Genomic DNA, 23,586 nt, shown 5'->3' on the forward strand with positions numbered 1-23,586 from the left:
ATCCTTCGGCCGGTCACCGGCGCGACCGGACGGCACCTGACTTACGCGATCGTGACGCTGCGCGGTCCGCGGCATGAGCGGATGGCATGGGGCATCACTGATCACCGCTCGGAGGAGGAGGTTGTTATGGAGCCGGGCCAGCCGCCCCAAGCTGCGATGGAGGTGCAGCGCCAGTACTCCGGCACGGCCGGGCGAACCGAGAACTGCCAGCTCGGAGTGTTCCTCGCCTATGCCAGCCCGATAGGGCGCACGCTGATCGACCGGGAGTTGTATCTGCCCCGCGGCTGGTGCGACGACCTCGCCCGCCGCGAGGAAGCCGCATCGAGACGAATATCGGGTTCGCCACGAAACCCGCGCTGGGACTGCGGATGATCGAGCGCGCCATCAACGCCGGCCTGCCGGCGCGGTGGGTCACCGCGGACGAGGCATACGGACAGGATTCCAAGTTCCGGACGTGGTTGCAGCAGCAGCGCATCGGCTACGTCGTCGCCGTGCCCCGCAACCAGAGGGTCCCGACCACAGTCGGGAACTGCCGCCCGGACGTCCTCGCCGCCAACGCGCCGGCCCTGGCCTGGAAGCGCCGCAGCTGCGGCGACGGCGCCAAAGGACCACGACTCTACGACCTACGGCGAAAGATGAAGGCGCTGACCGGCGATGTGGCGACAATGTCCGTCAACGTCAAGACCGAACTTCCCGCCGGTGTCGCATTGGCCGCCGGGGCATGGGCTGCCGGACATCCCCTGCTTGCCGGCACGGGAGCCGCCGCAATCGGACTGATGGTCATCCGCCGCGGTATCCGGCAGCAGCGTGAGACGCTCGCCGGAGCGGCACCAGCTGCCTGCTACATAGCGAGGCCAGTCTGCGACCGCGCAACCTCTTGGACCGCACGGTGCACCGATTGGCGCGGATCGCGGGGACCAACGCCACCCAAGCAAGATCGACAAGCCCCTGGTCGGCAGGCCAGCCCAGGCCGCCGCGTCAACGCGCGCGTACCAATGTTCGGGAGAGTCACGCTGAGCAGGGCCCGTAGCTTCCAGCAAATTTGGAGGGGCCCCATTAGGGCCCCTCCAAATGCAACTAGAATGCTACTTGGCCGCCGAAAGTGGTGTCCCAGTCCCTGAAGTTGTAGATCTGCACGCGGAACCTGGTCCCATTCAGCACATCGGTGGCGATCACTTTCCACGCGGTGTCCATAAGTACAGTTTTCCAAGAATTACAAGTGCCTGTTGACAACCAGCAAACACGGACCTGCACGTTGCCCTGTTCAGGGTTGGCAAACTTGATGTTGATGTCGGTGCAACGAGAGGTTGTCGTGTAGTAGCTGGAGGCCGAAGGGAGGTATCGATCGCTGGCAGCGCCCATGGTCCGGGTGGGGAATGAGACAGCGCCGCCATAACACGTGGCGGCTGCACTTATTGGCCCACCCGCTGGCTCTGCCGAGACCGGCGCCTGACCGACCAGCATGGAAACTGCAATCGCTGCAACCGAGACTCCGGCTGCAAATCGCTTCCTTAGTTCCATTTCAATTCCTCCCCGTTGGCTTCCGTAGTCAGGCCGGCGTCATCAGTTAAGTATCTGATCCGTGCCAGCCGTGACCGATGCCGCCACTTTATTAAAGATCACCACCGGTGTCAAATACTTAAATACGTCAATAGCGCCCAATCTGCTTAACCGCTAAGCCGCAGTGAACCGGCACTGCCGTGGGATTCCCCGAGTATACAAATTCCGGTTGGAGCAATCTCACTCATGGATATGTCTCCCCGCGTCGGGATTCGCTAGGTCGGCCGGCGCTCCCGCCAGCGTTGGGACGGTGCGCTTTAGGTGAAGCCGAGGGGCAAATGGTCGCTCGGTCATGCGGACACCTCTCCAAGGTGGATCTCCGTGCTGATCTTCTCGATCAACCGGCGGGACTGGTCGTGATCCAGGGCCACCGCGTCGAGGCCAGCCCAGACCTCCTCGTACGCGGCCACCTCCGACTCCCGGTCGAGGTACAGCGCCCCGGTCAGAAACTCGCGGTAGACCACCGGCCGGTCTGGCTCGACCCGGTTGCCGGGTGGGAAGTCGAGCAGCATGAACGGGCCGGCGATGCGGCCCGGGGCCCCCGACGGCGAGCGGCACCACCCGCAGCGACACCTGCGGCAGTCGACTCGCGTCGACCAGGTGCCGCAACTGCTCGACCATGACCGCCGGGTCACTGACGGTACGCAACAGCACCGCCTCGCGGCAGCTTCATCTGCTACGGCTGCACGTTGCCGTAGAGGTCCTGAGTCTCGTAGACCACCGGCTCGTCGTACGCTGGCTCGTCCTTGATGTGGGAGACCTGGACGGGCGCGGCCGGATAGGCCGGGTCGGAGCCGTCGAGTAGCCCGACCTTGTCCAGCGGCCAGAACCACAGCGCGCACCAGACGTCCATCAGCGTCTTGAGCCGCCAGTACGGCGTGCCCGGCGCGGTCAGGTCGGCGGGGATCTCGTCCCGGGGCACCGCCTCGGTGACCGGCGGCAGGTCCTCTGCACCCCAGACGGGGATGTCGCAGCGGATCTCCCGCTCGTGCCGGTGACAACTCTCCCGCTCGTGCCGGTGACAACGCGACTACGCCGGCGACCTGGTCGCCGGTCATGGCCGGATCGTGGTGGAATTCTTCGACGAGGGCGTCTCCCGCCGAGTGCCCTGGCCGGACCGGCCGCAGGCGGCACGGCTGCTCGACGCCATGGCTGATCCGGCACGCGGGTTCGACGCTATCGTCGTCGGTGAGTACGAGCGCGCCTTCCACCGCCAGCAGCTTGAACAGTTGACACCCACCTTGCTCAGGCACAGCATGCAGCGGTGGCTGCCGAAAACCTACGGGCCGGTGGACTTCGACGACCTGCGGCAGGCCCGACCCTGCCACCGCACCCCACGTACGGTGGATCTTCGAGCAGCGGCTTGCCTGCCGGAGCGTGGCCAGCATCGCCCGCGCCCTCAACGACAACGGCGTCCCGTGCCCGCCCGGCGCCGACCCAGCGCTAAACCCCCACCGCAGCGGCCGCCAATGGATGCTCACCACTGTCGCGGCGATCCTGGCCAACCCCCGTTACACCGGGCGGCAGGTCTGGAACCGTCAACGCACCGACCGTGATGCCCTGCCTGAAAAGGGAGCCTTCGATCGACACCATGAGATCCAACGGTGGAGCGCCTCCACTGGCTGGGTCATCTCCCGCGAGATCGCGCATACTCCGCTGGTCAGCGAAGAACACTTCGTCGCCGTCCAGGCAATCCACAGCGCACCGACCCCAGCCGACGGCATCCCCCGCTGCTATTTGTTAGCCGGAGTGATCTGCTGCGGCGTGTGCGGCCGAATCATGGACTCCCACTGGGTCCACGACCGTGCCGACTACCGATGTCGACACGGCAACACCAGCACCCGACCCACCTCATCGAGACGACAGAAGACCCTCTACGTCCGAGAGGACCATCTCCTGGACAGGATTCGACACGACAGCTACCTCCGTCGGCATCACCCGGCGATGCGCGACCAGGATCCACACATCGTCGCGGGCTACCTACGGCTCAACAACATGATCATCGTCTGCGACCACGACGCCTGGACCATCGCAACCGACACGGCGGTTTTCCCGCTCACTGCCCCGACGAGCGTCCTGACCCGCACAGCAAAAATCCCCGCCCAACGGGACGGGGATCGCTCGAAACGCGAGGAGAAATCACGCTTCGTGGGGAAATAATGTGTCCGAGCACGATCCATTGCCCCACCGCCGTTGACGCTCAGCGCAACTCTGCAGCTGGCCCAAATCTAGCTGCGGTGTCGACCTCTTCGGATTCGCCAAGTACTTCACGGCGGAGGACGCGCTGGTCACGGCACCGCGAGTGGGATCGGTGTTCCGGGCGGCGGATCGTGCTCGTCGGTGTGGCAATTCCGGGGCGCAGATCATGGCTGACGTGTCGCGGGGTCGCCGAGGTCACCCGGGTCGCCCCGGCGTCCGCCACGATTGCTCGGTGGCATGCTGTGGGTCGGCTTGGAGGAGGGTCCGCGTGAGTAGCTTGGAGTCGCTGCGGCAGTTGCTGCAGCAGTCACACCACGCACGTCCGGATGACCTGCCGGAGATGGCGATGCGCGCGGCGCCCTTGTTGGATGCGCGCGCCCTGGTGATCTACCTGGTGGATCATCAGCAGCGGCTGCTGCTGCCACTGCTGGGTGGCAGCGCGCCAGCCCGCGAACCGATCGAGATTGACGGAACTCTCGCCGGACGCGCATTCAGCACGGCGGCGACCTGCCGTGGCGCCAGCGGTAATGAGGGCGAGCGGGTGTGGGTGCCGGTGCTCGACGGCAGTGAACGCATGGGGGTGCTGGAAGTGGTCGCCGACGGCCCGCTGCACAACGACAGCGTTGACGACTGCGTCGCGGTCGCGTCCCTGCTCGCCGAGCTCGTCGTGACACGGAGTCTGTACAGCGACACGATCGAGCAGATCCGGCGCCGGGCACCCATGCAACTGGCCGCGGAAATGTTACGCGCGCAGCTACCGCCGCTGACCTTCTCGACCGGACACCTGATGATCAGCGGCATCCTCGAACCCTGCTACGACGTGGGCGGCGACGCGTTCGACTACGCGGTCAACGGCGACACGGCACATTTGGCGTTGTTCGACGCGGCCGGTCATGGTTCCAGCGGCGGGATGCGGGCCGTGGTGCTCGCCTCTATCGCTCTCGCCGCCTACCGCAACGCCCGCCGCACCGGCCTGGACCTCACTGCCACCTACCATCACATCGACGCCGCCGTCCGCGGCCACGACCGGTACGGGATGATCACCGCAGTTCTCGCCGAACTCGACCAGCGCACCGGCATCCTGCAGGTCATCTCCGCCGGTCACCCGAGCGGAATCGTGCTGCGCGACGGCAAGGTCGTCAAGGTCCTGCCCACCCCGACCGCCCTCCCGGTCACCCTCGGCGACCAGCGCCCACCGGTCGTCGTCGAGGAAGCTCTCGAACCTGGCGATCAGGTGCTGCTCTACACCGACGGCATCATCGAAGCCCGAACATCCGCAGGCGAGACATTCGGCGTGGAGCGCCTCGTCGAATTCGCCACCCGAGCAGTCGCCGACCAACTGCCCCTGCCCGAAACCGCCCGCCGGCTCGTGCACGCCATCCTCGAGCACCAGGACGACCGCCTGCAGGACGACGCCACCGTACTACTCGCCCAATGGCGCAGCCCTGCACCCCCGCACTCGGACTGGGAAACGATCAACGCACCGACCCACCAACCACTCGCCACGCAGTCGTAGCACCGGATCGCCGGGAGCCATGCCGCAACGTGGCGGACGGCGGCATCCAAGACGACCGTCGCTGCAACCGAGCCAATGTGTGGACGCTCAGTCGTAGTGCCGGTCCTTCAGGGACTCCCGATCCACGACCGGCGGCGTGACCACGTCCATCCCGCGGACCCCCGGGTGCACCGCGCCGATCAACCGGAGACGGTCCACCCTCCCGCGCAACGCCTCTACCACGCCCGGCAGGCCCAACCTGGCAGCCTCCTCGGCGGCGAGGTTCCGCAGCAGCGGAGCCACCCCAATCTGACCGAACTGGAACCCGAGTTGGCTGTGATAGCTGGTGGCGGCCGCCACCTTCCTGGCCAGATGATCGCTGATGTCGGCACCCGCCTCGACACCGTCGGGCACGCAGCGCCACGGTGACGCAGCTGGTTGCCGACTGACGTACGGCACGTCCCGCCACCACAGGCCGTCCGGCCTGAGCGCGGCGACCGTCTCGGTGACGACGCGATGGTCGGCGTGGTCACCGAGGGCCTGTGGCGCGAGGATCACGCCGGCGTCCGCCAGATGCGGACGCAGCGCCGGTACGAGGGCCGCCGCCACCCGGTCGTCGCCTCGAACACCGGCGAAGAGCGCGGCCGGATCGGAATAACCGCGGTGCGGCGCCTCAGGCAGTGGCAGGTGGACCGGTTGCACCCCGAGCACCGCACAGGCTGCTTCGTCCTCCGCCCGGCGAAGCGCCATGTAGTCGACGTCGGCCGCGATCCCCTTGTCGAGCTGACAGGCCAGGGCGAACGGCGACAGGTCAGGCACGCTCGCGGTGAAGCAGGTGACCACTCGTACCGTCCAACCCGTCGCCGCCAGCGCCGCGAGGGTGCCGCCGACGGAGAACACCGCGTCGTCCAGGTGCGGGCTGACCGCCACCGCGACTCCGGGACACGTCGTCACCGGCGGTCTGCCGTTCCGGGCTGTCGGGCTCGCGAACCCGACATGCTCCTCGCGCTCACAGCAGGTGCGGTGCCGCGCGGAAGCGGCAGGCCGATTCGACCGGCGGGTCGGGGATCTCCGGCACGGGTGCGGCCAGCCCGTTGTAGACGGCGGTGATCCGATCAGCGATGACCGGCCAGCTCCACTGCTGCTCGACGTCACTGCGGGCCTGTCCGGCGAGCCGACGGCGCAGCGCCGGGTCATCGAGCAGGCGACGGACGGCTCCCGCCAGCGCCGCTGGGTCGCCGGCCGGCACCAGCAGACCGTTCTCCTCCGGGCGCACGCAGTCGCGGACGCCGACCACGTCGGTGGAGATGACCGGCAGGCCGCTGGCCATCGCCTCCAGGATGGTGTTGGAGAAGCCCTCCGCGTAGGTGGGGCTGACGAAGATCTCTCCCCGCGCGTACACCTCGTGGGCCCGCTCGTAGGGCACCGCGCCGAGCAGTTCGACGGTGTCGGCGAGGCCCAGTTCGGTGATCCGGGTCTCGACGGTGCCCAGGTCGGGGCCGATGCCCGAGAGCAGGAGACGCACCGGCACCGCTTCCGCGCGAAGCTTGGCGACCGCGTCGAGCAGGTCGAGCACGCCCTTCCGCGCGTCGACCCGGCCGTGGTACAGCAGCACAGCCGGGTCCGAGACCCGACCGGGCGACGCGACCGGCACGAATCGTTCGGTGTCGGTAGCGCCGGGTACGACGGTGAAGCGGGTCGGATCGAGCTCGTGTCGCTGGCTGACTTCGGCGGCGAACGACGGCGACCCGATCAGCAGCGCCGGCGCGTGCGCGAAAACCGCCCGCACCAGGTAACGGTGGGTGGCACAGCAGGTGCCGACCCAGTGACCGTCGCCGCCCTGCACGGAGACCACGGCGGGTAGTCCGGTCGCCTGGGCGGCGCGGAGCACCGCAAGCCCGTTGGGGTACGCGTACTGCGCGTGCAGCACGTCGAAGGGTCGGCGGGCGTGCAGCCGCAGCACAGTGTCGGTCATCTCCGCGACGTCCGCCTCGAAGTCCGCCGGCTCGCCCCGGCCCACGGCCTGCTCCCCGAGCGCCTCCAGGGCGTGCACCTCCACGCCGGCTGGCACCCGGTCCGGCGGTGGTGGGCCGCCGCCGTACACGGCGCGGCCTGCGGTGTCGCCCCGGTACTGGGACACCAGGGTGGGCTCGTGGCCGGCGCGGACCAGGTGCCGCAGCAGGTTCTCGGCGTACGCGCTCATTCCGGAGACGGCCGGCCAGTAGCGGCGCGACACGAGGCAGATTCTCATCGGACACCGGCCTTCAGCTCGACGGAGGTACGGGGCTGCTGCTCGGCATGGCGCAGCGCGGCCAGTGCGGCAGGCACCAGGGTGTCGGCCCGGTGTGCGTCCCGGGAGAGTTCGAGGCTGACCAGCCCGGAATAGCCCGCCTCGGTCAGCGCGCCGAGCACGGCTGGGAAGTCGAGATCTCCCTCGCCGGGGGCGCGGTGCTCGTGCCGGCCGCGGGGCATGTCCTCGATGGCACAGGCGCCCAGACGGGTCGCGAAGGCGCGCACCGCGGCGGCCGGGTCGTACCGGCCGGACACGAGGCAGTGACCGGTGTCCAGGGCCAGCGTGAGACCGGGGACCTCGGCCGCGAGCCGGGCCCAGTCGTCGCAGTCGTCGACCAGCATGCCCGGCTCCGGCTCGAAGGCGCACGTCATGTCGTGCCGGGCGGCGTACTCGACGACGTCGCGGACGCCGGCGACGAGCCAGTGCCAGGCCCGGCCACTGTCGATGCCGGGCTCGGGCACGCCGGCCCAGAACGACACCACCTCGCTGCCCAGTTCGACAGCGACGTCCACGCAGAGGCGCAGGAAGTCGCGCCGCCGCGTCCGGTCGTCCTCGGCCGGCGAGACCAGGGTGGGATGGTGCTTGCGCCGCGGGTCGAGCAGGAAGCGCGCACCGGTCTCCACCACGCTGGCAAGGCCGAGCGCGTCGAGACGGCGGGTCAGCCGGCGGGTGCGCCCGGCGAGGTCGGGCGCGTACGGGTCGTGGTGGGCCACGTCGAGGGTGAGCGCGACGCCGTCGTAGCCGCAGTCGGCCAGCAGGGCGAGCGCGTCGTCGAGTCGGTGCGACGTCATACCGTTGGTGTTGTAGGCGTATCGCAGGCTCATGTCTGACTCCGGGCGACGGCGTGCCGGCTCGGTTCGCGATAGAGCGGGTAGAGCGGGCCGACGGTGTGGGCCACCTCGGTCAGGTCGAGCCAGGCGTCTCCACCCAGCCGCTCACGGGCGGCCGGGTCGAGGACCACCGGTGCGGCGCCGCCGTGCGGGGGTGCCCCGAGCCCGACCAGCGGCGAGTCCCTCTCCATCAGGCGCTCGACCCCACGCGCCGCGATCCGCCCGTACGACATGGTCTCCGCCTCGAGCCCAGGCACGATCACCTTGACCGCCACCGCCCCGTCTCCGGGTGCGACGATGACCAGCACGTCGAACTCGGCGAGCCGGTGCAGCAGGTCGGCCAGCAGCGCGCTCGGATCGTCGAGGCTTCCGGGAGCGACGGTCGGCAACGCGCTGAAGGGCACCGTGCTGCGCTGGGCCAGCACCACGGGTTCCAGCAGGGCACGTAGGTGCCCGCCGTCCAGGTGCGTCCACTCGCGCATCGCGGCCAACGCGCGCGTCTCCTGTGACTCGGCCGGTCGGGCGAACTCCCGCCGCCAGTACTCCTCCGGCGTGAACCGCCGCAGCGCTTCCAACGGCCCGTGGGAGAAGACCTTGCGGGAGCGGGACGAGACGTATTCCAGCAGCGCCTTGCGCAGTGCGACCTCCCGGTCCGGGTGAGCGGCCTCACCGCACGCGGTGACGGCCAGCGGAGGAGTTTCCGGCTCCTGGTCGATACCGACGACGTGCACGTCGACCAGCCCGAATGCGGTGGAGGCGAGCTTCGGGACCACGTCGATGTGAGCGGCCCGCAGCCGGTCCACTGTGGCTCGGGTCACCGCGTCCCGGACCTCGTCGAGGTCGATCACCACGCCGGCGTCCATGGCCCGGAAGGCGGTGGTGTTGCCATCGCGTTGCAGCAGTTCCAGCAGGCCGTGTGCGACGGCCCGTTCGATGGTGTCGCCCGCGCCCGACCCGTTGGTGATCACCGTGATGAGCCGCTCGGCCGGGTCCTGCCAGGGCAGGTCCTCACTCGCGGAACCGCAGAACTCCGCCGGCACCAGCACTGTCTCGCCGGTGCGCCACCGGACGGTCGGCAGCCAGGAGCGGGGCTGGTCGTCGTCGACAGTGGTGCCGGCGGGCAGCACCAACGACCGCGGATCCACCACACCGCCGGTGCCCAGCTCGCTGCGAAGCTGCGCGTACGAGGCCCGGCGAGGAACCATGGCCCGCAGCTGTCCGTGCAGCAACAGGGCCTCCGCCAGCTCCCCGTACGCGCCGGTGCGCGCCTGTTCGAGGGTCGCGCCGTAACCCATGGCGGCGGCTCGGGGCCAGCCGTCGCCGAGATGGTCGGCCGAGATCACCGGCAGACCGAGCCGGTCCAGTTGGGAGATGTCGAAGTCACCGACCTCGCCGGCTGGTAGGGCGTCGGCGAGTCGGTCGACGATCGACGTCGCCGAGATGGCGGGGGTACGCGGTTCGGCGGCTCGGGTCACGTCAGCTCCTCGATCGGTATGGGTCCGGCCGTCGGCTGCCCCCGCAGCTGCCGGTCGAACAGGGCGAGCACCTGCCGGCGAGACACCGGCGCCGCGTACTCGAAGGGTGTGGCGACCGCGTCGAAGTCGAGCGTCTCGACCAGGTCGCGGGCCTGCCGCACCTCGGCGTGCGACAGCGGGATCTGAGCGTGGAAGGCCTTGTGGCACGAGAGGCCGATCGGTGTCTCGCCGGCCAGCTCCACCTTGATCAGGTCACCGACGAACAGGATTCGGCGCTGCTCGTCGTGCAGCACACTGTGCCCGGGGAAGTGGCCGCCGCTGCGGTACATCACCAGGCCGGGTGCGAGCGGGTGCCGATCGTCGGTGGGCCAGGTCACCTGGAACGCCTTGGTCCAGATGAGATCGTCGACCCCGATGGCGAGCACCGGCGGGGCGAGCTCGTCCTGAAGCTGCCACAGAGCGCCGTACCCGTGTACGTGGCTCGCGCCGAGCGCGACCAGACCGCCGCGGGCGCGCAGGTCGTCGATGGCCTCGGCTGGATACCAGCCGGCCGCCTCCCAACCGACCAGGCCGGCTTCGGTCTCGATCACCCAGCCGGTACTGCCGAGCCCGAGCTGCGGCTCGCACCAGTAGCCGGTCACGCCGGGAGCGACCACGGCCGAGCGTGCCTGCCGTCCGACCGCCACCTCGTCGGCGGAGTCGAACTGCCAGCCGTCCGCGGGCAGCGCGTTACGCACGTCGGTGCAGACCGGACAGGACGGCGGGGTCGCGAACCAGCGTTGCCAGTGGCCGCAGTTCGCGCAGGAGTACGGGCGAAGGGGCACGGTCAGCTCCTCTCCGCAGCCGTGTGCAGCAACTCGTGCAGGCGCAGGTCCCGGGCCAACGGCCAGGCCCAACCGCCTTCGCGGACGGCGGCGGAGAAGGCGCGCACCTGACCGGCGAACGGGGTCGTGTCGACATCGAAGGGCACCTCGGTGGCCACCCCGGTCGCTGCGTCGAGACGGGTCAGTGTGCCGCCGGCGCTCTGACCCAGGGTGTCCACGGCGACAAGTTGCCCGCCAGTGCCGACCACCTCCAGTCGGCGTCGAGGCAACGGATCGGCGGTGTTGAACGACACGTGTGCCTGGACCAGCACCCCACCACCGGTCACGCCGGCCAGCAGCGCCCCGTCGTCCACCGGGTAGGGATGCACCCGCCGATGCGTCCGCACGGTCAGCTCGACCAGGTCCTCGCCGAGCAGCACACCGACCAGGTCGACGCCGTGCGGAGCCAGGTCCACCAGGGCCCCGCCGCCGGAGCGGGCCCGGTCGATCCGCCAGTTGTCGTGCGGTCGACCGTCGGGACTCCACCGCTCGGGCAGCCAACAGCCGTAGACGATGCGAATCGCGGTCACCGTGCCCAGATCACCGGCGGCGACCATCGCGGCGATGCGCTGGTGGGCGGGATGGAACCGCTGGTCGAACGCGGCACCCGCGAGGGTGCCACCGGCGACGTCGACCAGTCGACGGGCATCGGGCACCGTCGCCGCCAAAGGCTTCTCGCACAGCACCGGCAGCCCTGCCTTGGCCACCGCCGCCACCACGTCGGCGTGGGTGTGGTTGGGCGTTGCGACGTGTACCGCCTCGACCTCCGGGTGATCGAGCAGCTTGTCCAGGTCGGTCGTGGCCACCCGATCCGGGGCGAGCCGTCGGGCGGCGGCCGGATCCGGGTCGCAGGCGGCGACGAGCCGGTGCCCGGCCGCGCGGATAGCCGGGGCTACGTGGTCACGGGCGACCCAGCCGCAGCCGACCACACCCCACCCGACCGGTTGCATCGCTCACCACCGCTCGGGCAGGTCGAGCAGGAGGCGGCGCCGTACCGCGTCAGGGCCCGGGCCGATGGGCCAACGCTCCGGCAGGTACGCGGCGGCCCGGTCGCCGTACTCGGCCGCCCACCGCGGGTCGGGCCAGCGGCGGACCCCGTCGGTGTAGAGCGGATTGGGTCGCAGCGGGCTCGCCGACGCGGGCCCCAGCAGGGCGGCGTCGGCCGGTGCGTGACCCGCGTCCCAGGCCAGGCCGACAGCCTCGGTGCCGATCAGCGTGGCGGGGTCAGCCGGAGCGGGCAGCCGCCCGGCCGCCGTCGCCGCGGTCAGGTCTTCCTCGGCGTACGCGTTGGCGCCCGGCAGCAGGTCCGTCCAGCCGTCGGGTGGCAGCGGCAACCCGGTCGTACCGGCGGGGTGCTGTGCGTTGTGCAGGTGACCGAGGAGCACCGCCCCGTCGGGCCCGGCGCAGGCGAGCGCGGCGGCCACCACGGCAGCCTTGTCCGGCAGGAAGTAGAGAGCGTCGTGGCAGGTCACGTGGCGAGGTGCCGTCTGAGGTGGTAGCGGCCAGGGTGCGGTCAGGTCGGCGCACACCAGCGCCACCGGCGCGTCGGGCGGCAGCACGAACCGGCGGGCCAGCCAGAGCTTGGCGAAGACCACGTCGACGCCGGTCAGATCGCGCTGGCCGTGCATGACCAGGTGTCGCAGCAGGTGGCCGGCCCCACAGGCCAGGTCGACCACCGGCCGACCGTTGGGCGGATGGGCGGCGGTGAGCGCCAGGGCCGCCAACCAGCTCGGGTCGGACCAGCGGTGCAGGAAGTAGACCCCGACCCGGCCGAGTCCGAGCAGCTCCACCGCGTCGCGCAGGGTGGTGGCACTGAGCGCCGCACGGAGTTGATCCGCACGCGGCGCCGCGCCGTCCCACCAGTCGTCGGAGTCGGCGAGCAGCGTCACCGCGGCCTGGTCCGGTTCACCCGCGTCGAGCGCGGCCACCGCCTGCTCCCGCAGGTCGTCGCGGTCCGGACGCAGCCAGGGAATGGTTTCCACCACCGGCCAGCGCCGCACTCCGTCGGTGAGGGTGCACGACGTGTCGGCGTGCAGGGGCGTGCCGTCGGGGCCACGCCACCCGGACGCCGTGGTGGCGGGCACCGCGCGGACGGTGGTCACAGCCCGGCCGCCCGCAGTACGGCCCGTTGATAGTCCACCACCGGGCCGTCGTGCACGAGCGCCAGATCCACCAGGGCCTGTTCGACGGTGAACGCGGCGGCGCGGGCGTGATGGTGCACCTGGAGCACCCGGTCCAGCACGTCCGCGCTGTGGAAGGTCCGTCCAAGCGGTGTGTCGGCGTCCACCCGGAACGCCAGCACCGCGTTGACTCGAACGGCCAGTTGCTCCGGCAGCTCGGCCAACGCCCGCTCGGTGAGCCGGTCGGTCATCGGCTCCAGGTACGCGCCAAGCAGCAGCTCACCGGCGAAGCCTGCGTCGGGTAGCCGGGCGTTGTGCAGGTGGTGGGCCAGGCCGAGCAGGAACGCCTGCGCCGGGTCGGCACCGGTGTCGTCGGCGAGCAGCGCGCCGTAGACAGCGACGGCCCAGCAGTGCTCGGCGTGATTCTCGGCTGGCTCGACCACCAGGCGTGGCCGTCCCGCAGCGGTGGCACCGGCGCGCGGCTGTCGGCGCAGGGCCGGCACGAACGGCGGAACCGGCGCGTCAGGCAGGGCTTGGGCAACCAGATGGGGCAGCGCCGATCGCACCCGGCGTCCGGTGTCCGGGTGCAGCGAGCCGACAAGTTCGTCGACGGCGCGGGCCAGGACGGTCTCCACCTCGGTCTGTGCCAGTCCGCAGGCGGTGAGGGTGGCCGCGTCCATCCCACCGAGGCGGGCGCCGGCCAGCGCGGCGGCGCACTCCCGGTCGGCGACCACCGCTGGGTCGGCGCCGCCGACGATCGCCGCCCATGATCGGGAGAACGCCCGTTCGGCCACCGAGCCCTCCGCGTGGGCCACCCGGACCCGTTTGAGGTCGCCGATCTGGCGCAGCGTGGGTGTCACGGCGGCCAGTCGGTCGACCGGCGGTACCGCCAGGACGGTGGTCATGCCGCCGCGTCCAGCCAGTCCAGCAGGGTCCGCTCCTGCGCGTGCAGCGCGTGTTCTGGGGTCCGGCCGTCCTGGGTCATCGGGGCCTTGAAGAAGTAGCCGAGTTGCTCCTGCGCGCCGCTCTCACCGCGGCGGGCGGCCTCCGCCATGAGCCGCGCCAGGTCCAGCACCAGTGGCGCGGCGAGGATCGAGTCCCGGCAGAGGAAGTCCACCTTGAGCTGCATCCGCTGCCCGAGGAAGCCGATCAGGTCGACGTTGTCCCAGGCTTCCTTGGCGTCACCGCGCGGCCGGTAGTAGTCGATCCGGACCACGTGGTCCTCCACGTCGTAACCGAGGATCTGGTTGAGCACCGAACCCTTGGTGTCCAGCTTGCTGGCCAACGACGACGGGTCGTCAAGGATCTGCCCGTCACGGTTGCCCAGGATGTTCGTCGAGTACCAGCCCTCCACGGTCAGTGCCCGGGAGCGGAATGCCGGGGCGAGCACCGTCTTGATCAGTGTCTGACCGGTCTTGCCGTCTTTGCCGGCGACCGGCACGCCCTCCCGCTCGGCCAACTCCAACAGCGCGGGCGTGTCGGCGCCGAGACTGGGCGTGAAGTTGACGTAGGGGCAGCCCTCCCGGATTGCCGCGTACGCGTAGAGCAGACCGGGGGTGATGTCCGGATCGTCGGCGTCCAGCCCAGCCTCGAACCCGTCGAGACTTCGCAGCACCGGCGACGCCGGATCGGGTCGGGCCTCGGTGGACGCCAGGTTGACCACCACCACCCGTTGCACGTCCTGCGCCGACCTGAACCGGGCGAGGTCGGCGCGCAGGTGTGACACCCGCTCACGCAGTGGCCCGATCGGCACCACGTTCGCCCCGGTGGCGTTGCGGCAGTACGCCGGGTCCGCCACGGCCGGCCAGGGCTGTAGCTGCCCCAGCGGCCCCGCGACAGTGTCCAGGTGGGCTGGCTCCACCACGCGGTGCAGGTGTGCCGCCTTGGCCAGGTCGTCCGGAGCCAGGTCCCAACCCCCGAAGACCATCGACTCGTACGGCACCAGATCGGTGCGGTGCGCCAGGGGTAGTCCCGACATGTCCGTCATTCCCAATCGCAACAACTCCACCCCGGCTATCGCCGTGGTCGCGACCGCTCCACCCAGTCCGACCACCGCGACCCCGATGCGCTCCCCCGTCATGCTGCCTCCCGATTCGACCCGCACGTCCGACCCGAGCCGCCGCCTACCCCGCCAGCCGCCGAGCAGTCATCGGTCTTTGTCGATGTTCAGGAGGTGCACCTATCGGTCCATTTCCCAGGTCAAGGGCGCTGCGGTGTGCGAAGAATGCAGAAGGGTACGGCGCGTCGTCGGTTCCCGCGGGGGAGGTCTGCTCGTGAAGGTGCTGATCGCGGGTGGGGCAGGATTCATCGGAAGTACCGTCGCGTCCGCCCTGATCGATGCCGGCCACACACCGGTGGTGCTGGACAACCTGGTCACCGGTCGTCGCGAGTTCTGTCGGGGGCGGTCCTTCCACCTCGGCGACATCGCGGACGCGGACGGGGTGGACCGGCTGTTGACGCGGCATCCAGACATTGAGGCGGTCGTGCACTGCGCGGCCCTGATCGCGGTGCCGGAGTCGGTGGCCCGGCCGGTGGAGTACTACCGGGCGAACGTCTCCGCCACCCTGGAGTTCGTCGACCGACTGCTCGCGCATGGCGTACACCGGTTGATCTTCAGCTCGTCCGCGGCCATCTACCGGCCGGACGCGGATCTCGGCGTCGACGAGGTGTCGCCACTGCACGCCACCAGCCCCTACGCGCAGACCAAGCTGGTGGTGGAACGGATGCTCGCCGACATCGCGGCCAGTAGCCCACTGAGAGTGCTGTCCCTGCGCTACTTCAATCCCATCGGCGCGGATCCGGCGCTGCGCACCGGGCTCCAGGTCGCCGCGCCCTCGCACGCTCTGGGCCGGTTGATGCAGGCGCACCAGACCGGTGTGCCGTTCTCGGTGAACGGTCTGGACTGGCCCACCCGCGACGGTTCGGGGCTGCGTGACTACGTCCACGTCTGGGACCTGGCCGACGCCCACCTTCGGGCGCTGGACCGGTTCGACGACATCTTCGCCGTCGGTGGTGCTCCGCACACCGCCCTCAACCTGGGCAGCGGCACCGGAACGACGGTGTTGGAACTGGTCGCGGCGTTCAACGCGGTGGTGGACCGTCCGGTTCTGGTCCGCGAGGCGCGCCGGCGCCCCGGAGACACCGCCGGCGGCTTCACCCGTAGCGGGCGGGCCTGGGAGGTGCTGGGCTGGCGGGCGCAGCGCGACCTGTCCACCGGGATCGCCGATTCCCTCGCCTGGCACGACCGGCGCGGTCAGGTGCTGGCGGACCTGGCGGCACGCCGTCGGCAACTGGCCGGCTGACTCGACCACTCCGTGTCTTGTGCGGCGATCAAGCCGCCACTGATCGATCACTCCGGCCCAGGCACTCACGGGGCAGCAGTTGAAGGCCGTTCAGTGCATCCTGTTGCTCCCCACCTGCTCCCCATCTCGTGACTACGCTGCGGCCGCTGACCGGCGGTAACAGTCCTGCAGGTCGTTCCTCGCCAGATCACGCACGCTGGCCGGAGGTACGGCCATCGGAGCAGCGACCTCCCCGCAGCTTCGGCTATGGCTGACGCGGCAGATCCGTGCACCTGTGAAGCGCCGTGGGCTGACCGGAGAGGATGTATGCGTGGATCCCACAACGTTGCACTGGGGCATCACGCCGGTATCTGACGAGGCGATACGAGGAACTCTAGCGGGCGTATGGCGTGGACGCCATCCTCATCGAAATGGAGCGCCTCGATCCGGACCGGCTTCCCAGCGTTCACGTTGTGGCCAGCATGATGCTGACGGCTGCCGAGAGTGCGAACTCCCCCTTCACCGAGCCCTCGTACGACGAGGTCCAAGCACGGGCCATGGCCGATGAGCGCCGGCTGTTCGCTGCAAAGGTTCAGCACTGGACGGCGCAGACCGATTTCCGCAGCGACCCGGTCCCGTACCGGCGCGTGCTGGCGCCCCAGGAGTCATCAGCCTGGCGGACGTCGCTGCACGGCGATGGGGGGTACAGAACGGCTGGTGGCACCCGTTGCTGAGTAGTTCGGTTCCGCACGACGTCCTGGTCCTCACTGGAGAGTCGATGTGGGAGGGCGATGGGTGAACATGTCATGCTCCATGAAGCCGCGAAACGCACTCGTCTCGACGTGAGCGGACGCCGCCCTACCCCCTCTGCGGGGCCAACGCCGACGCCTCGGAGTTCGCCGAAGAGCTCTCCCGGCTGAACGGCCAACTCAGCGTGCGTGGATCAGACCGTGCTCTTCGCGGCGCGCGCCGCAGGCGCCTACCCACCGAAATCCTTTGAATTTTCTGCTGGATGCAACGTGACAGGATCCCGGCTTCGCCCGCCGGCTGCAGCCACAGCGGCTCTGCAGCAGAAATGGTTTACCTGTGACCAGCCACGGCGGATCGCGACTCTTGCCGAAAACCTTTTCGGCATCCATCGTGTACTGAACGCCCGGGTGATCGAGCTCACCCACCCCGACCTCGGAGGAAGCCTATGACGGTCCCTGCGTCGCCCGTTGACCAGTCCGCAGGACGCCCGGCCGTGTCGACCAACACCGCGCTGCTCCGGGTCGGGCGGGGCGGAGTTCGGATCACCGGTGGCTTCTGGCTGGGGCGTCACGTACGCACGCACATATCCGGTCGCCGCCGCCCCTAGAAGAGGTGATGTGCATGTCGAAAGTCCCAGTCTCGCGACGCACGGTGCTGAAGGGCAGCGGCGCGATCGCAGCCGGGATGGCCGTCGGTGCGATTCCCGCACACGGCGCGCAAGCTGTCCGACCCGACACCGGGGTGTCGGTCTATCCGTTCCCGCTGGCCGCGGTGAGCCTGCTCGCCGGGCCCTTCCAGGCCAACACGGCCCGTATCCATGCCTATCTCAAGTTCCTCGACGCGGACCGGCTGTTGCACACCTTCCGAACCAATGTGGGCCTGCCGTCCTCCGCCACGCCATGCGGCGGCTGGGAGGCCCCCACCGGCGAGTTGCGCGGGCACTCGATGGGCCATGTCCTTACCGCTCTGGCGCAGGCCTACGCCAGCACCGGCGACACCGCGTTCAAGACCAAGGGCGACTACCTGGTCACCGCGCTCGCGGCCTGCCAGGACCGGGCCGTCGCGGCCGGTTTCAACGCCGGATACCTGTCCGCGTTCCCGGAGAGCTTCATCGACCGGGTCGAGGCTCGGCAGAACGTCTGGGCTCCCTACTACACCCTGCACAAGACCGTCGCCGGCCTGCTGGACATGCACCAACTGGCCGGCAACGCACGGGCGCTGCAGGTGCTGCAGCGCAAGGCCGCCTGGGTCAACGTCCGCAACAGCCGGCTGACCTACGCCCAGCGGCAGAACATGCTCGACACCGAGTTCGGTGGGATCGGCGAGACGCTGACCAACCTCTACCAGCTCACTGAGAACCCAACCCATCTGACCGCTGCGCAGTACTTCGACCACGCCGAGGTGCTCGACCCACTCGCGGCGAACACCGACGCGTTGGCGAACTACCACGCCAACACCCAGATCCCCAAGGCGCTCGCGGCGATCCGCGCATACCACGCCACCGGGACGACCCGCTACCGCGACATCGCCGTCAACTTCTGGAACATGGTCGTCGACCGGCACAGCTACGCCATCGGTGCCAACTCCAACGGCGAGTACTTCAAGGCCCCCAACCGGATCGCCAGCGAGCTGTCCGACTACACCGCCGAGTGCTGCAACAGCTACAACATGCTCAAGCTCACCCGGCATTTGTTCTTCACCACGCCGGGCAGCGTGCGGCACTTCGACTTCTTCGAGAAGACGTTGTACAACCACCTGCTCGGCGGGCAGAACCCGAACAGCACCCACGGCTTCCACTCCTACTACGTGCCGCTGCGGGCCGGCGGCATCAAGACCTACAGCAACGATTACGAAGACTTCACCTGCTGTCACGGCACGGGACTGGAGACCAACACCAAGCACGGCGACAGCATCTACTTCCACAACGGCGCCAACACCTTGTACGTCAACCTGTTCATCGCCTCGGTGTTGAGCTGGCCGGGGCGCTCGATCACGGTGCGACAGGACACCACCTTCCCGCAGACCCCGTCCAGCCGCCTGACCGTCACCGGCAGCGGGGCCGTCGACCTGCGGATCCGGATCCCCGGCTGGTCAACCGGCGCGCAACTGCGGCTCAACGGCGTCCTACAGCCGGCGCCGACCCCGGGTACGTACGCCGTACTCGATCGCGTCTGGGCCTCTGGCGACGTGGTCGACATCAGCCTGCCGATGACCCTGACCCGGGAGCCCACCCCGGACAACTCCACGGTGCAGGCGGTCAAGGTAGGCCCGATCGTGCTGGCCGGCCAGTACGGCACGAACAACCTCTCCACGTTGCCGACCCTCAGCCCGAGCACGTTGACCCCGACCGACGACCCGCTTCGCTACACCGCTACCGCCAGCACCGGACCGGTAACCCTCGCGCCGTTCTACGCCACCCACGGGCAGCGCTACACCGTCTACTGGACAGTCAACGAAACCCCACCGCCGCCACCGTTCGTGGCGCACTACCTGTTCAACGAAACATCCGGAACGACCGCCGCCGACGCCACCGGCAACGGCCGGACGGCCACCCTGGCAGGCGGTGCCGGCTGGACCGCCGGACGGACCGGCAACGCGGTCAACCTGACCGGAGCTGGCGCCCACGTGCTACTGCCGGCCGGCATCCTCGCCGGGGCGAGCGCCTTCTCGTTCGCCTGCTGGGTCCGGATCGACACCGCGACCAACTGGACCCGAGTGTTCGACTTCGGTTCCGGAACCGGGGTGAACATGTTCCTCGCCGCCCGTAACGGCGCCGGTCTGCCGAGGTTCGCCATCACCACCACGGGCGCTGGCGGCGAGCAACGCATCGACGGCCCCACCGCGCTGCCGGTGGGCGCCTGGACCCACCTCGCGGTCACCCAGACCGGCAACCTCGGCGTGCTCTACGTCAACGGCGCCGAGGTTGCCCGCAACAGCAGCCTCACGCTACGCCCATCGGCGCTCGGTGCCACCACCGTCAACCGGATCGGCCGGTCGCAGTATGCCGGCGACCCGACCCTTGACGCGGCCGTCGACAGCGCCCGGATCCACGCTCGGGCGCTGACCGCGGCCGAGGTGGCCAACCTACACACCACCGGCCTCTGACCACCCCCCACAGGCCCCACCAACGTGACGACCCGAGCCCCAGGTCAGCACGACCCCCACCCCCACACCCGTCCCTACCCCCAGGAGATGAATGATGCGACTCTCCCTCCTACCCCGGCGCAGACCGCTGGCGACAGCCGTCGCCGCCCTGCTGACCACCGGCAGCCTGCTGGTGCTGGCCGAGGCACCCGCCACAGCCGCGCAGCCCATCGGCTACCCGAGCTTCAACGGGCCGTCGATCCCGACGCCGCCGGTCGGCTACAGCACCGGCAACACCTTGCAGTCCATCTACAACGCCGAGAGCGCCGGCACCGATTTCTGGATGGACCGCCTGCTCGGCCGGCCCGGCAACGACCCGGCCGGCACCTGGCTGATGACCCGCGGCCGAGGGCTGTTCATGACCACGCACTCCCCGTCGGTGATCGGCTTCGGCGGCCAGGTCGCCTACTGGGACAACATCAGCAGCCAGAACGCCTACTCGGTCGCCATCACCCCCGGTACGTTCGCCGAGCAGGTCAGCGGCCGCTGGCAGAGCCCCAGCCACTGGAAGGGCATCTACACCAGCGGCTCGGTCCGCGTCGACATGCAGAAGTTCATCACGCACAACAATGTCGCGGTCACCAACCTGTCGATCGTCAACAGCGGCAACTCGGCGACCACCCTACAACTGCGGGCCACCTCCCCGTACGCGACCAGCGGCAGCGGCAACGAGCTGACCGGCAGCCGGCAGGTGAAGAACAACCTCACCACGATCTATCCGCGGCTCTCCGGGGACGGGTTCACCGTCAGCAGCGGCGGGCTGAACCGCTCGGTGACCGTCGCGGCCGGGCAGACCGTCACGACCAAGGTGGTGATGGGCTTCGTCACCAACGAGATCCCGGAGTCGCTGACCGAGTACAACGCCTACAAGGGCTACTCGCCGGCGACGGCGTTCGGCACCCACGTACGCGAGTACAACCGCTGGTGGGCCGAGAACATCCCCTACATCGACGTGCCGGACGCCGCGATCAAGAAGAACATCTACTACCGCTGGTGGCTGATGCGCTACAACTACCTCGACGTCGACATCCCGGGACAGGACTTCCAGTTCCCGGTCTCCATCGAGGGGGTGACCGGCTACAACAACGCGATCGCGTTGACCCAGCCGATGCACATCGACGACCTGAAGTACCTGCGCAACCCGGTCTACTCCTACGGGCCGTGGCTGTCGGCCGGGCAGTCGTCGAAGGGCGGCCGCTTCATGGACAACCCCGGTGACCCGGAGAACTGGTCCAACAGCTACACCCAGTACATCTCCGAGGCGGCGTGGCGGTCGTATCAGATCCACGGCGGACAGCCGGCGATCGCCGGCAACCTCGCCAAGTACGCCGAAGGCGACGTCAAGGGCCAGTTGGCCACCTACGACACCAACAACAACGGGGTCATCGAATACAACTGGGGCGCGATGACCGGCAACGACGCCGACGCGGTGTCGTTCCACTGGCGCTCTGGCAACCTCGACCGGACCGAATCGGCCTACGTCTACAGCGGCGCGATGGCGGCGGTGCAGGCCTACACCATGTTGGGCAACACGGCCAAGGCCACGGAGATGCAGGCGCTCGCCGACAAGATCCGCAACGGCGTCATCAACACGCTGTGGAACCCGTCCCGGCAGCTACTGGAGCACAAGCACGTCTCCACAAACACCCACGTGCCCTGGAAGGAGATCAACAACTACTACCCGTACTCGGTGGGCCTGATGCCCAACACCGCCCAGTACCGGGAGGCTCTGCGCCTGTACGCCGACCCGGCCGAGTACCCCATCTTCCCGTTCTTTACCGCCAACCAACGGGACAAGGCCGCAGCGGCCGCGGCCGGCCAACCGGGCAGCAACAACTTCTCCACCATCAACTCGACAGTGCAGTTCCGGCTCTACTCCTCGGTGCTGCGCAACTACCCCAACCAGTGGATGAACAACGAGGACTACAAGAAGCTGCTCTACTGGAACGCCTGGGCGCAGTACATCGGTGGCAACACCCAGTGGCCCGACGCCAACGAGTTCTGGGCCGACTGGAACAACGGCACCAAGAACATCGACTACCGGTCCTGGATCCACCACAACATCCTGGGCAGCAGCAACTGGACAGTCATCGAAGACGTCGCCGGACTGCGACCACGCAACGACGCCCAGATCGAGCTGTCCCCGATCAACATCGACTGGTCCCACTTCGCGGTCAACAACCTGCGCTACCGCAACACCGACCTGAGTGTGGTCTGGGACGACCCGGCCGACGGGGTGACCCGCTACAGCGGGGTGCCGCAGGGCTACTCGGTCTACGTCAACGGGACCCGGGCTTTCACTGTCGACCGGCTGACCCGGGTGCTCTACAACCCGGCCACCGGAGCGGTGACCTTCCCGAGCGGATCCGGCGTGGTGAACTACAACGTCGCGCTGACGGGCCCCCAGCTGCCGCAGAACGTGGTGCAGAACAGCCCGCGCATCGTCGACATGTTCGCCAAGGCGGGCGCTGACCTGACCAGCACCACCGCCAACCTGGCCCAGGGCGCGGCGGTGTCGGCGTCGTACACCGCGAGCGGCACCTCCACCGGGGCTGCGGTAGACGGCTTCCCCATCAACGAACCGCTGTGGGGCAGCTACGGATCCCCCAACGCCACCGACTGGTACGAGGTCAACTTCGGCCAGAATCGTGCGGTCGACGAAGCCCGGGTGTACTTCCGCAACGACCGGGCGACCAACCGGTACCGGGCGCCGACGTCCTACACCGTGCAGTACTGGAACGGCAGCGCCTGGATCAACGCGGCCGCGCAGGTCAAGTCGCCGGCGGCGCCGCAGGCGAACTACAACCGGGTCAGGTTCACCGCGGTCAGCACCCAACGGCTGCGCATCCAGGTCACCCACGCGTCCGGGTTCAAGACCGGACTCACCGAGGTGAAGATCTACAACCGGGGCGGCACGGTACCGCCGGATCCGGATCCGAGCGGCAACCTCGCCCTTGCGGCGACGCCGTCGGCCTCCTACACCTCGAGCTGGGAAAGTGTCACCGCACTCAACGACGGCGTCGATCCGCCGTCGTCAAACGACACCGTCAACCCGCGCTGGGGCACCTGGCCCAACACCGGCCAGCAGTGGGGTGAGCTGACCTGGTCCGCCGCCCAGACACTGCGGTCGGCACAGGTCTACTTCTTCGACGACAACGACGGGGTACGGCTGCCCGCGTCCTGGAAGCTCCAGTACTGGAACGGCAGCGCCTACGTCGACGTGCCCGGGGCGAGCGGGTATCCGACCGTCATCAACCAGTACAACACCGTCACCTTCCCGGCGATCAGCACCACGCGGCTCCGGGTCGCGCTCACCAGCGGGACCAACTCGGTCGGGCTGCTGGAGGTCAAGGCCTTCGGGTAGTCCGCCCTGGGCGTGGGGGTGGTCAGCCGCGCGGCTGGTCCACCCCCACGCTGCACCACGACGGTCATCGGACCGACGTGAGGCGACGCCAGACTCTCGCTCGACCGGGCCTCGTTCCAGCGCACCCACGTCATCCGGTGGGGCTGACTGACCGCCGCCCCTGCGGCCGTCACCACGCTGCGGCTCTTCCCGCAGCGCTACTTCATCGAAGG

At 69.2% G+C, this 23,586-nt stretch carries 18 protein-coding genes and 2 pseudogenes; 7 read left to right on the top strand and 13 right to left on the bottom strand.

Going from position 1 to position 23,586, the window contains the following annotated elements; translation table 11 throughout:
* The first annotated feature begins 156 nt into the window (after positions 1 to 156).
* Positions 157 to 1,121 (top strand): annotated as a pseudogene (locus ABZU43_RS21525) (transposase).
* Here the strand turns inward: ABZU43_RS21525 and ABZU43_RS21530 are convergent.
* The 4 genes and pseudogenes from ABZU43_RS21530 to ABZU43_RS21545 form a co-directional block, all read right to left on the bottom strand.
* Positions 1,078 to 1,521 (bottom strand): hypothetical protein, encoded by a 444-nt coding sequence (locus ABZU43_RS21530; protein ID WP_355008435.1) that lies wholly within the window; start codon positions 1,519 to 1,521, stop codon positions 1,078 to 1,080. The pseudogene ABZU43_RS21525 and the gene ABZU43_RS21530 overlap by 44 nt on opposite strands.
* Before the next feature lie 329 nt (positions 1,522 to 1,850).
* On the bottom strand, positions 1,851 to 2,072 hold the full coding sequence (locus ABZU43_RS21535; protein ID WP_355008259.1) for a Scr1 family TA system antitoxin-like transcriptional regulator: 222 nt from the start codon (positions 2,070 to 2,072) through the stop codon (positions 1,851 to 1,853).
* Positions 2,073 to 2,130: 58 nt separating this feature from the next.
* Positions 2,131 to 2,181 (bottom strand): annotated as a pseudogene (locus tag ABZU43_RS21540) (hypothetical protein); the annotation flags it as partial.
* Positions 2,182 to 2,236: 55 nt separating this feature from the next.
* Complete coding sequence (locus tag ABZU43_RS21545; RefSeq protein WP_355008260.1) at positions 2,237 to 2,482, bottom strand: hypothetical protein; 246 nt, start codon at positions 2,480 to 2,482, stop codon at positions 2,237 to 2,239.
* A 455-nt stretch (positions 2,483 to 2,937) separates the two neighbouring features.
* Here ABZU43_RS21545 and ABZU43_RS21550 point away from each other — a divergent pair, with 455 nt between their 5' ends.
* Together ABZU43_RS21550 and ABZU43_RS21555 are read left to right on the top strand one after the other, a co-directional pair.
* Positions 2,938 to 3,720 (top strand): recombinase family protein, encoded by a 783-nt coding sequence (locus ABZU43_RS21550; protein ID WP_355008261.1) that lies wholly within the window; start codon positions 2,938 to 2,940, stop codon positions 3,718 to 3,720.
* A 307-nt stretch (positions 3,721 to 4,027) separates the two neighbouring features.
* On the top strand, positions 4,028 to 5,275 hold the full coding sequence (locus tag ABZU43_RS21555; RefSeq protein ID WP_355008262.1) for a PP2C family protein-serine/threonine phosphatase: 1,248 nt from the start codon (positions 4,028 to 4,030) through the stop codon (positions 5,273 to 5,275).
* Positions 5,276 to 5,362: 87 nt separating this feature from the next.
* Here the strand turns inward: ABZU43_RS21555 and ABZU43_RS21560 are convergent, their stop codons facing one another.
* The 9 genes from ABZU43_RS21560 to ABZU43_RS21600 all read right to left on the bottom strand — a co-directional run bounded on the left by ABZU43_RS21560 (position 5,363) and on the right by ABZU43_RS21600 (position 14,915).
* Positions 5,363 to 6,184 (bottom strand): PIG-L family deacetylase, encoded by an 822-nt coding sequence (locus ABZU43_RS21560; RefSeq protein ID WP_355008263.1) that lies wholly within the window; start codon positions 6,182 to 6,184, stop codon positions 5,363 to 5,365.
* 79 nt (positions 6,185 to 6,263) lie between these two features.
* Positions 6,264 to 7,505: a glycosyltransferase family 4 protein gene (locus tag ABZU43_RS21565; RefSeq protein ID WP_355008264.1), complete on the bottom strand. Its 1,242-nt coding sequence runs from the start codon at positions 7,503 to 7,505 to the stop codon at positions 6,264 to 6,266.
* Complete coding sequence (locus ABZU43_RS21570) at positions 7,502 to 8,371, bottom strand: sugar phosphate isomerase/epimerase family protein (protein ID WP_355008265.1); 870 nt, start codon at positions 8,369 to 8,371, stop codon at positions 7,502 to 7,504. The genes ABZU43_RS21565 and ABZU43_RS21570 overlap by 4 nt, the downstream gene beginning before the upstream one ends.
* Positions 8,368 to 9,852: a YcaO-like family protein gene (locus ABZU43_RS21575; protein WP_355008266.1), complete on the bottom strand. Its 1,485-nt coding sequence runs from the start codon at positions 9,850 to 9,852 to the stop codon at positions 8,368 to 8,370. The genes ABZU43_RS21570 and ABZU43_RS21575 overlap by 4 nt, the downstream gene beginning before the upstream one ends.
* Complete coding sequence (locus ABZU43_RS21580) at positions 9,849 to 10,676, bottom strand: MBL fold metallo-hydrolase (RefSeq protein WP_355008267.1); 828 nt, start codon at positions 10,674 to 10,676, stop codon at positions 9,849 to 9,851. Before ABZU43_RS21580 ends, ABZU43_RS21575 begins: the two co-directional genes overlap by 4 nt.
* Positions 10,677 to 10,678: 2 nt before the next feature.
* Positions 10,679 to 11,665, bottom strand: a complete 987-nt coding sequence (locus tag ABZU43_RS21585) for a Gfo/Idh/MocA family oxidoreductase (protein ID WP_355008268.1) — start codon at positions 11,663 to 11,665, stop codon at positions 10,679 to 10,681.
* Between the two features lie 3 nt (positions 11,666 to 11,668).
* The gene (locus ABZU43_RS21590) at positions 11,669 to 12,799 is read right to left on the bottom strand and encodes a class I SAM-dependent methyltransferase (RefSeq protein ID WP_355008269.1); all 1,131 of its coding nucleotides are present in this window, start codon (positions 12,797 to 12,799) and stop codon (positions 11,669 to 11,671) included.
* A 14-nt stretch (positions 12,800 to 12,813) separates the two neighbouring features.
* Complete coding sequence (locus ABZU43_RS21595; protein ID WP_355008270.1) at positions 12,814 to 13,740, bottom strand: HD domain-containing protein; 927 nt, start codon at positions 13,738 to 13,740, stop codon at positions 12,814 to 12,816.
* Positions 13,737 to 14,915: an inositol-3-phosphate synthase gene (locus tag ABZU43_RS21600; RefSeq protein WP_355008271.1), complete on the bottom strand. Its 1,179-nt coding sequence runs from the start codon at positions 14,913 to 14,915 to the stop codon at positions 13,737 to 13,739. Before ABZU43_RS21600 ends, ABZU43_RS21595 begins: the two co-directional genes overlap by 4 nt.
* Before the next feature lie 193 nt (positions 14,916 to 15,108).
* Between ABZU43_RS21600 and galE the strand changes: the two genes are divergently transcribed.
* The 4 genes from galE (at position 15,109) to ABZU43_RS21620 (ending at position 23,374) form a co-directional block, all read left to right on the top strand.
* Positions 15,109 to 16,137 carry a UDP-glucose 4-epimerase GalE gene (gene galE, locus ABZU43_RS21605; protein ID WP_355008272.1) on the top strand — a complete coding sequence of 343 codons (1,029 nt, stop codon included), beginning with the start codon at positions 15,109 to 15,111 and terminating at the stop codon, positions 16,135 to 16,137.
* A gap of 389 nt (positions 16,138 to 16,526) precedes the next feature.
* The gene (locus tag ABZU43_RS21610) at positions 16,527 to 16,850 is read left to right on the top strand and encodes a hypothetical protein (RefSeq protein ID WP_355008273.1); all 324 of its coding nucleotides are present in this window, start codon (positions 16,527 to 16,529) and stop codon (positions 16,848 to 16,850) included.
* 637 nt (positions 16,851 to 17,487) lie between these two features.
* Positions 17,488 to 19,971 (top strand): beta-L-arabinofuranosidase domain-containing protein, encoded by a 2,484-nt coding sequence (locus tag ABZU43_RS21615; protein WP_355008274.1) that lies wholly within the window; start codon positions 17,488 to 17,490, stop codon positions 19,969 to 19,971.
* A 94-nt stretch (positions 19,972 to 20,065) separates the two neighbouring features.
* The gene (locus ABZU43_RS21620) at positions 20,066 to 23,374 is read left to right on the top strand and encodes a discoidin domain-containing protein (protein ID WP_355008275.1); all 3,309 of its coding nucleotides are present in this window, start codon (positions 20,066 to 20,068) and stop codon (positions 23,372 to 23,374) included.
* The last annotated feature ends 212 nt before the right edge of the window (positions 23,375 to 23,586 follow it).

This window comes from Micromonospora sp. NPDC005205 (assembly GCF_040608275.1).
Taxonomy (GTDB): domain Bacteria; phylum Actinomycetota; class Actinomycetes; order Mycobacteriales; family Micromonosporaceae; genus Micromonospora.

Coding starts and splice junctions, on each gene's coding strand:
- ABZU43_RS21585 (WP_355008268.1), bottom strand. CDS start 11,665: ATGCAACCGGTCGGGTGGGGTGTGGTCGGCTGCGGCTGGGTCGCCCGT.
- ABZU43_RS21615 (WP_355008274.1), top strand. CDS start 17,488: ATGTCGAAAGTCCCAGTCTCGCGACGCACGGTGCTGAAGGGCAGCGGC.
- ABZU43_RS21620 (WP_355008275.1), top strand. CDS start 20,066: ATGCGACTCTCCCTCCTACCCCGGCGCAGACCGCTGGCGACAGCCGTC.
- ABZU43_RS21530 (WP_355008435.1), bottom strand. CDS start 1,521: ATGGAACTAAGGAAGCGATTTGCAGCCGGAGTCTCGGTTGCAGCGATT.
- ABZU43_RS21535 (WP_355008259.1), bottom strand. CDS start 2,072: ATGCTGCTCGACTTCCCACCCGGCAACCGGGTCGAGCCAGACCGGCCG.
- ABZU43_RS21600 (WP_355008271.1), bottom strand. CDS start 14,915: ATGACGGGGGAGCGCATCGGGGTCGCGGTGGTCGGACTGGGTGGAGCG.
- ABZU43_RS21565 (WP_355008264.1), bottom strand. CDS start 7,505: ATGAGAATCTGCCTCGTGTCGCGCCGCTACTGGCCGGCCGTCTCCGGA.
- ABZU43_RS21570 (WP_355008265.1), bottom strand. CDS start 8,371: ATGAGCCTGCGATACGCCTACAACACCAACGGTATGACGTCGCACCGA.
- ABZU43_RS21595 (WP_355008270.1), bottom strand. CDS start 13,740: ATGACCACCGTCCTGGCGGTACCGCCGGTCGACCGACTGGCCGCCGTG.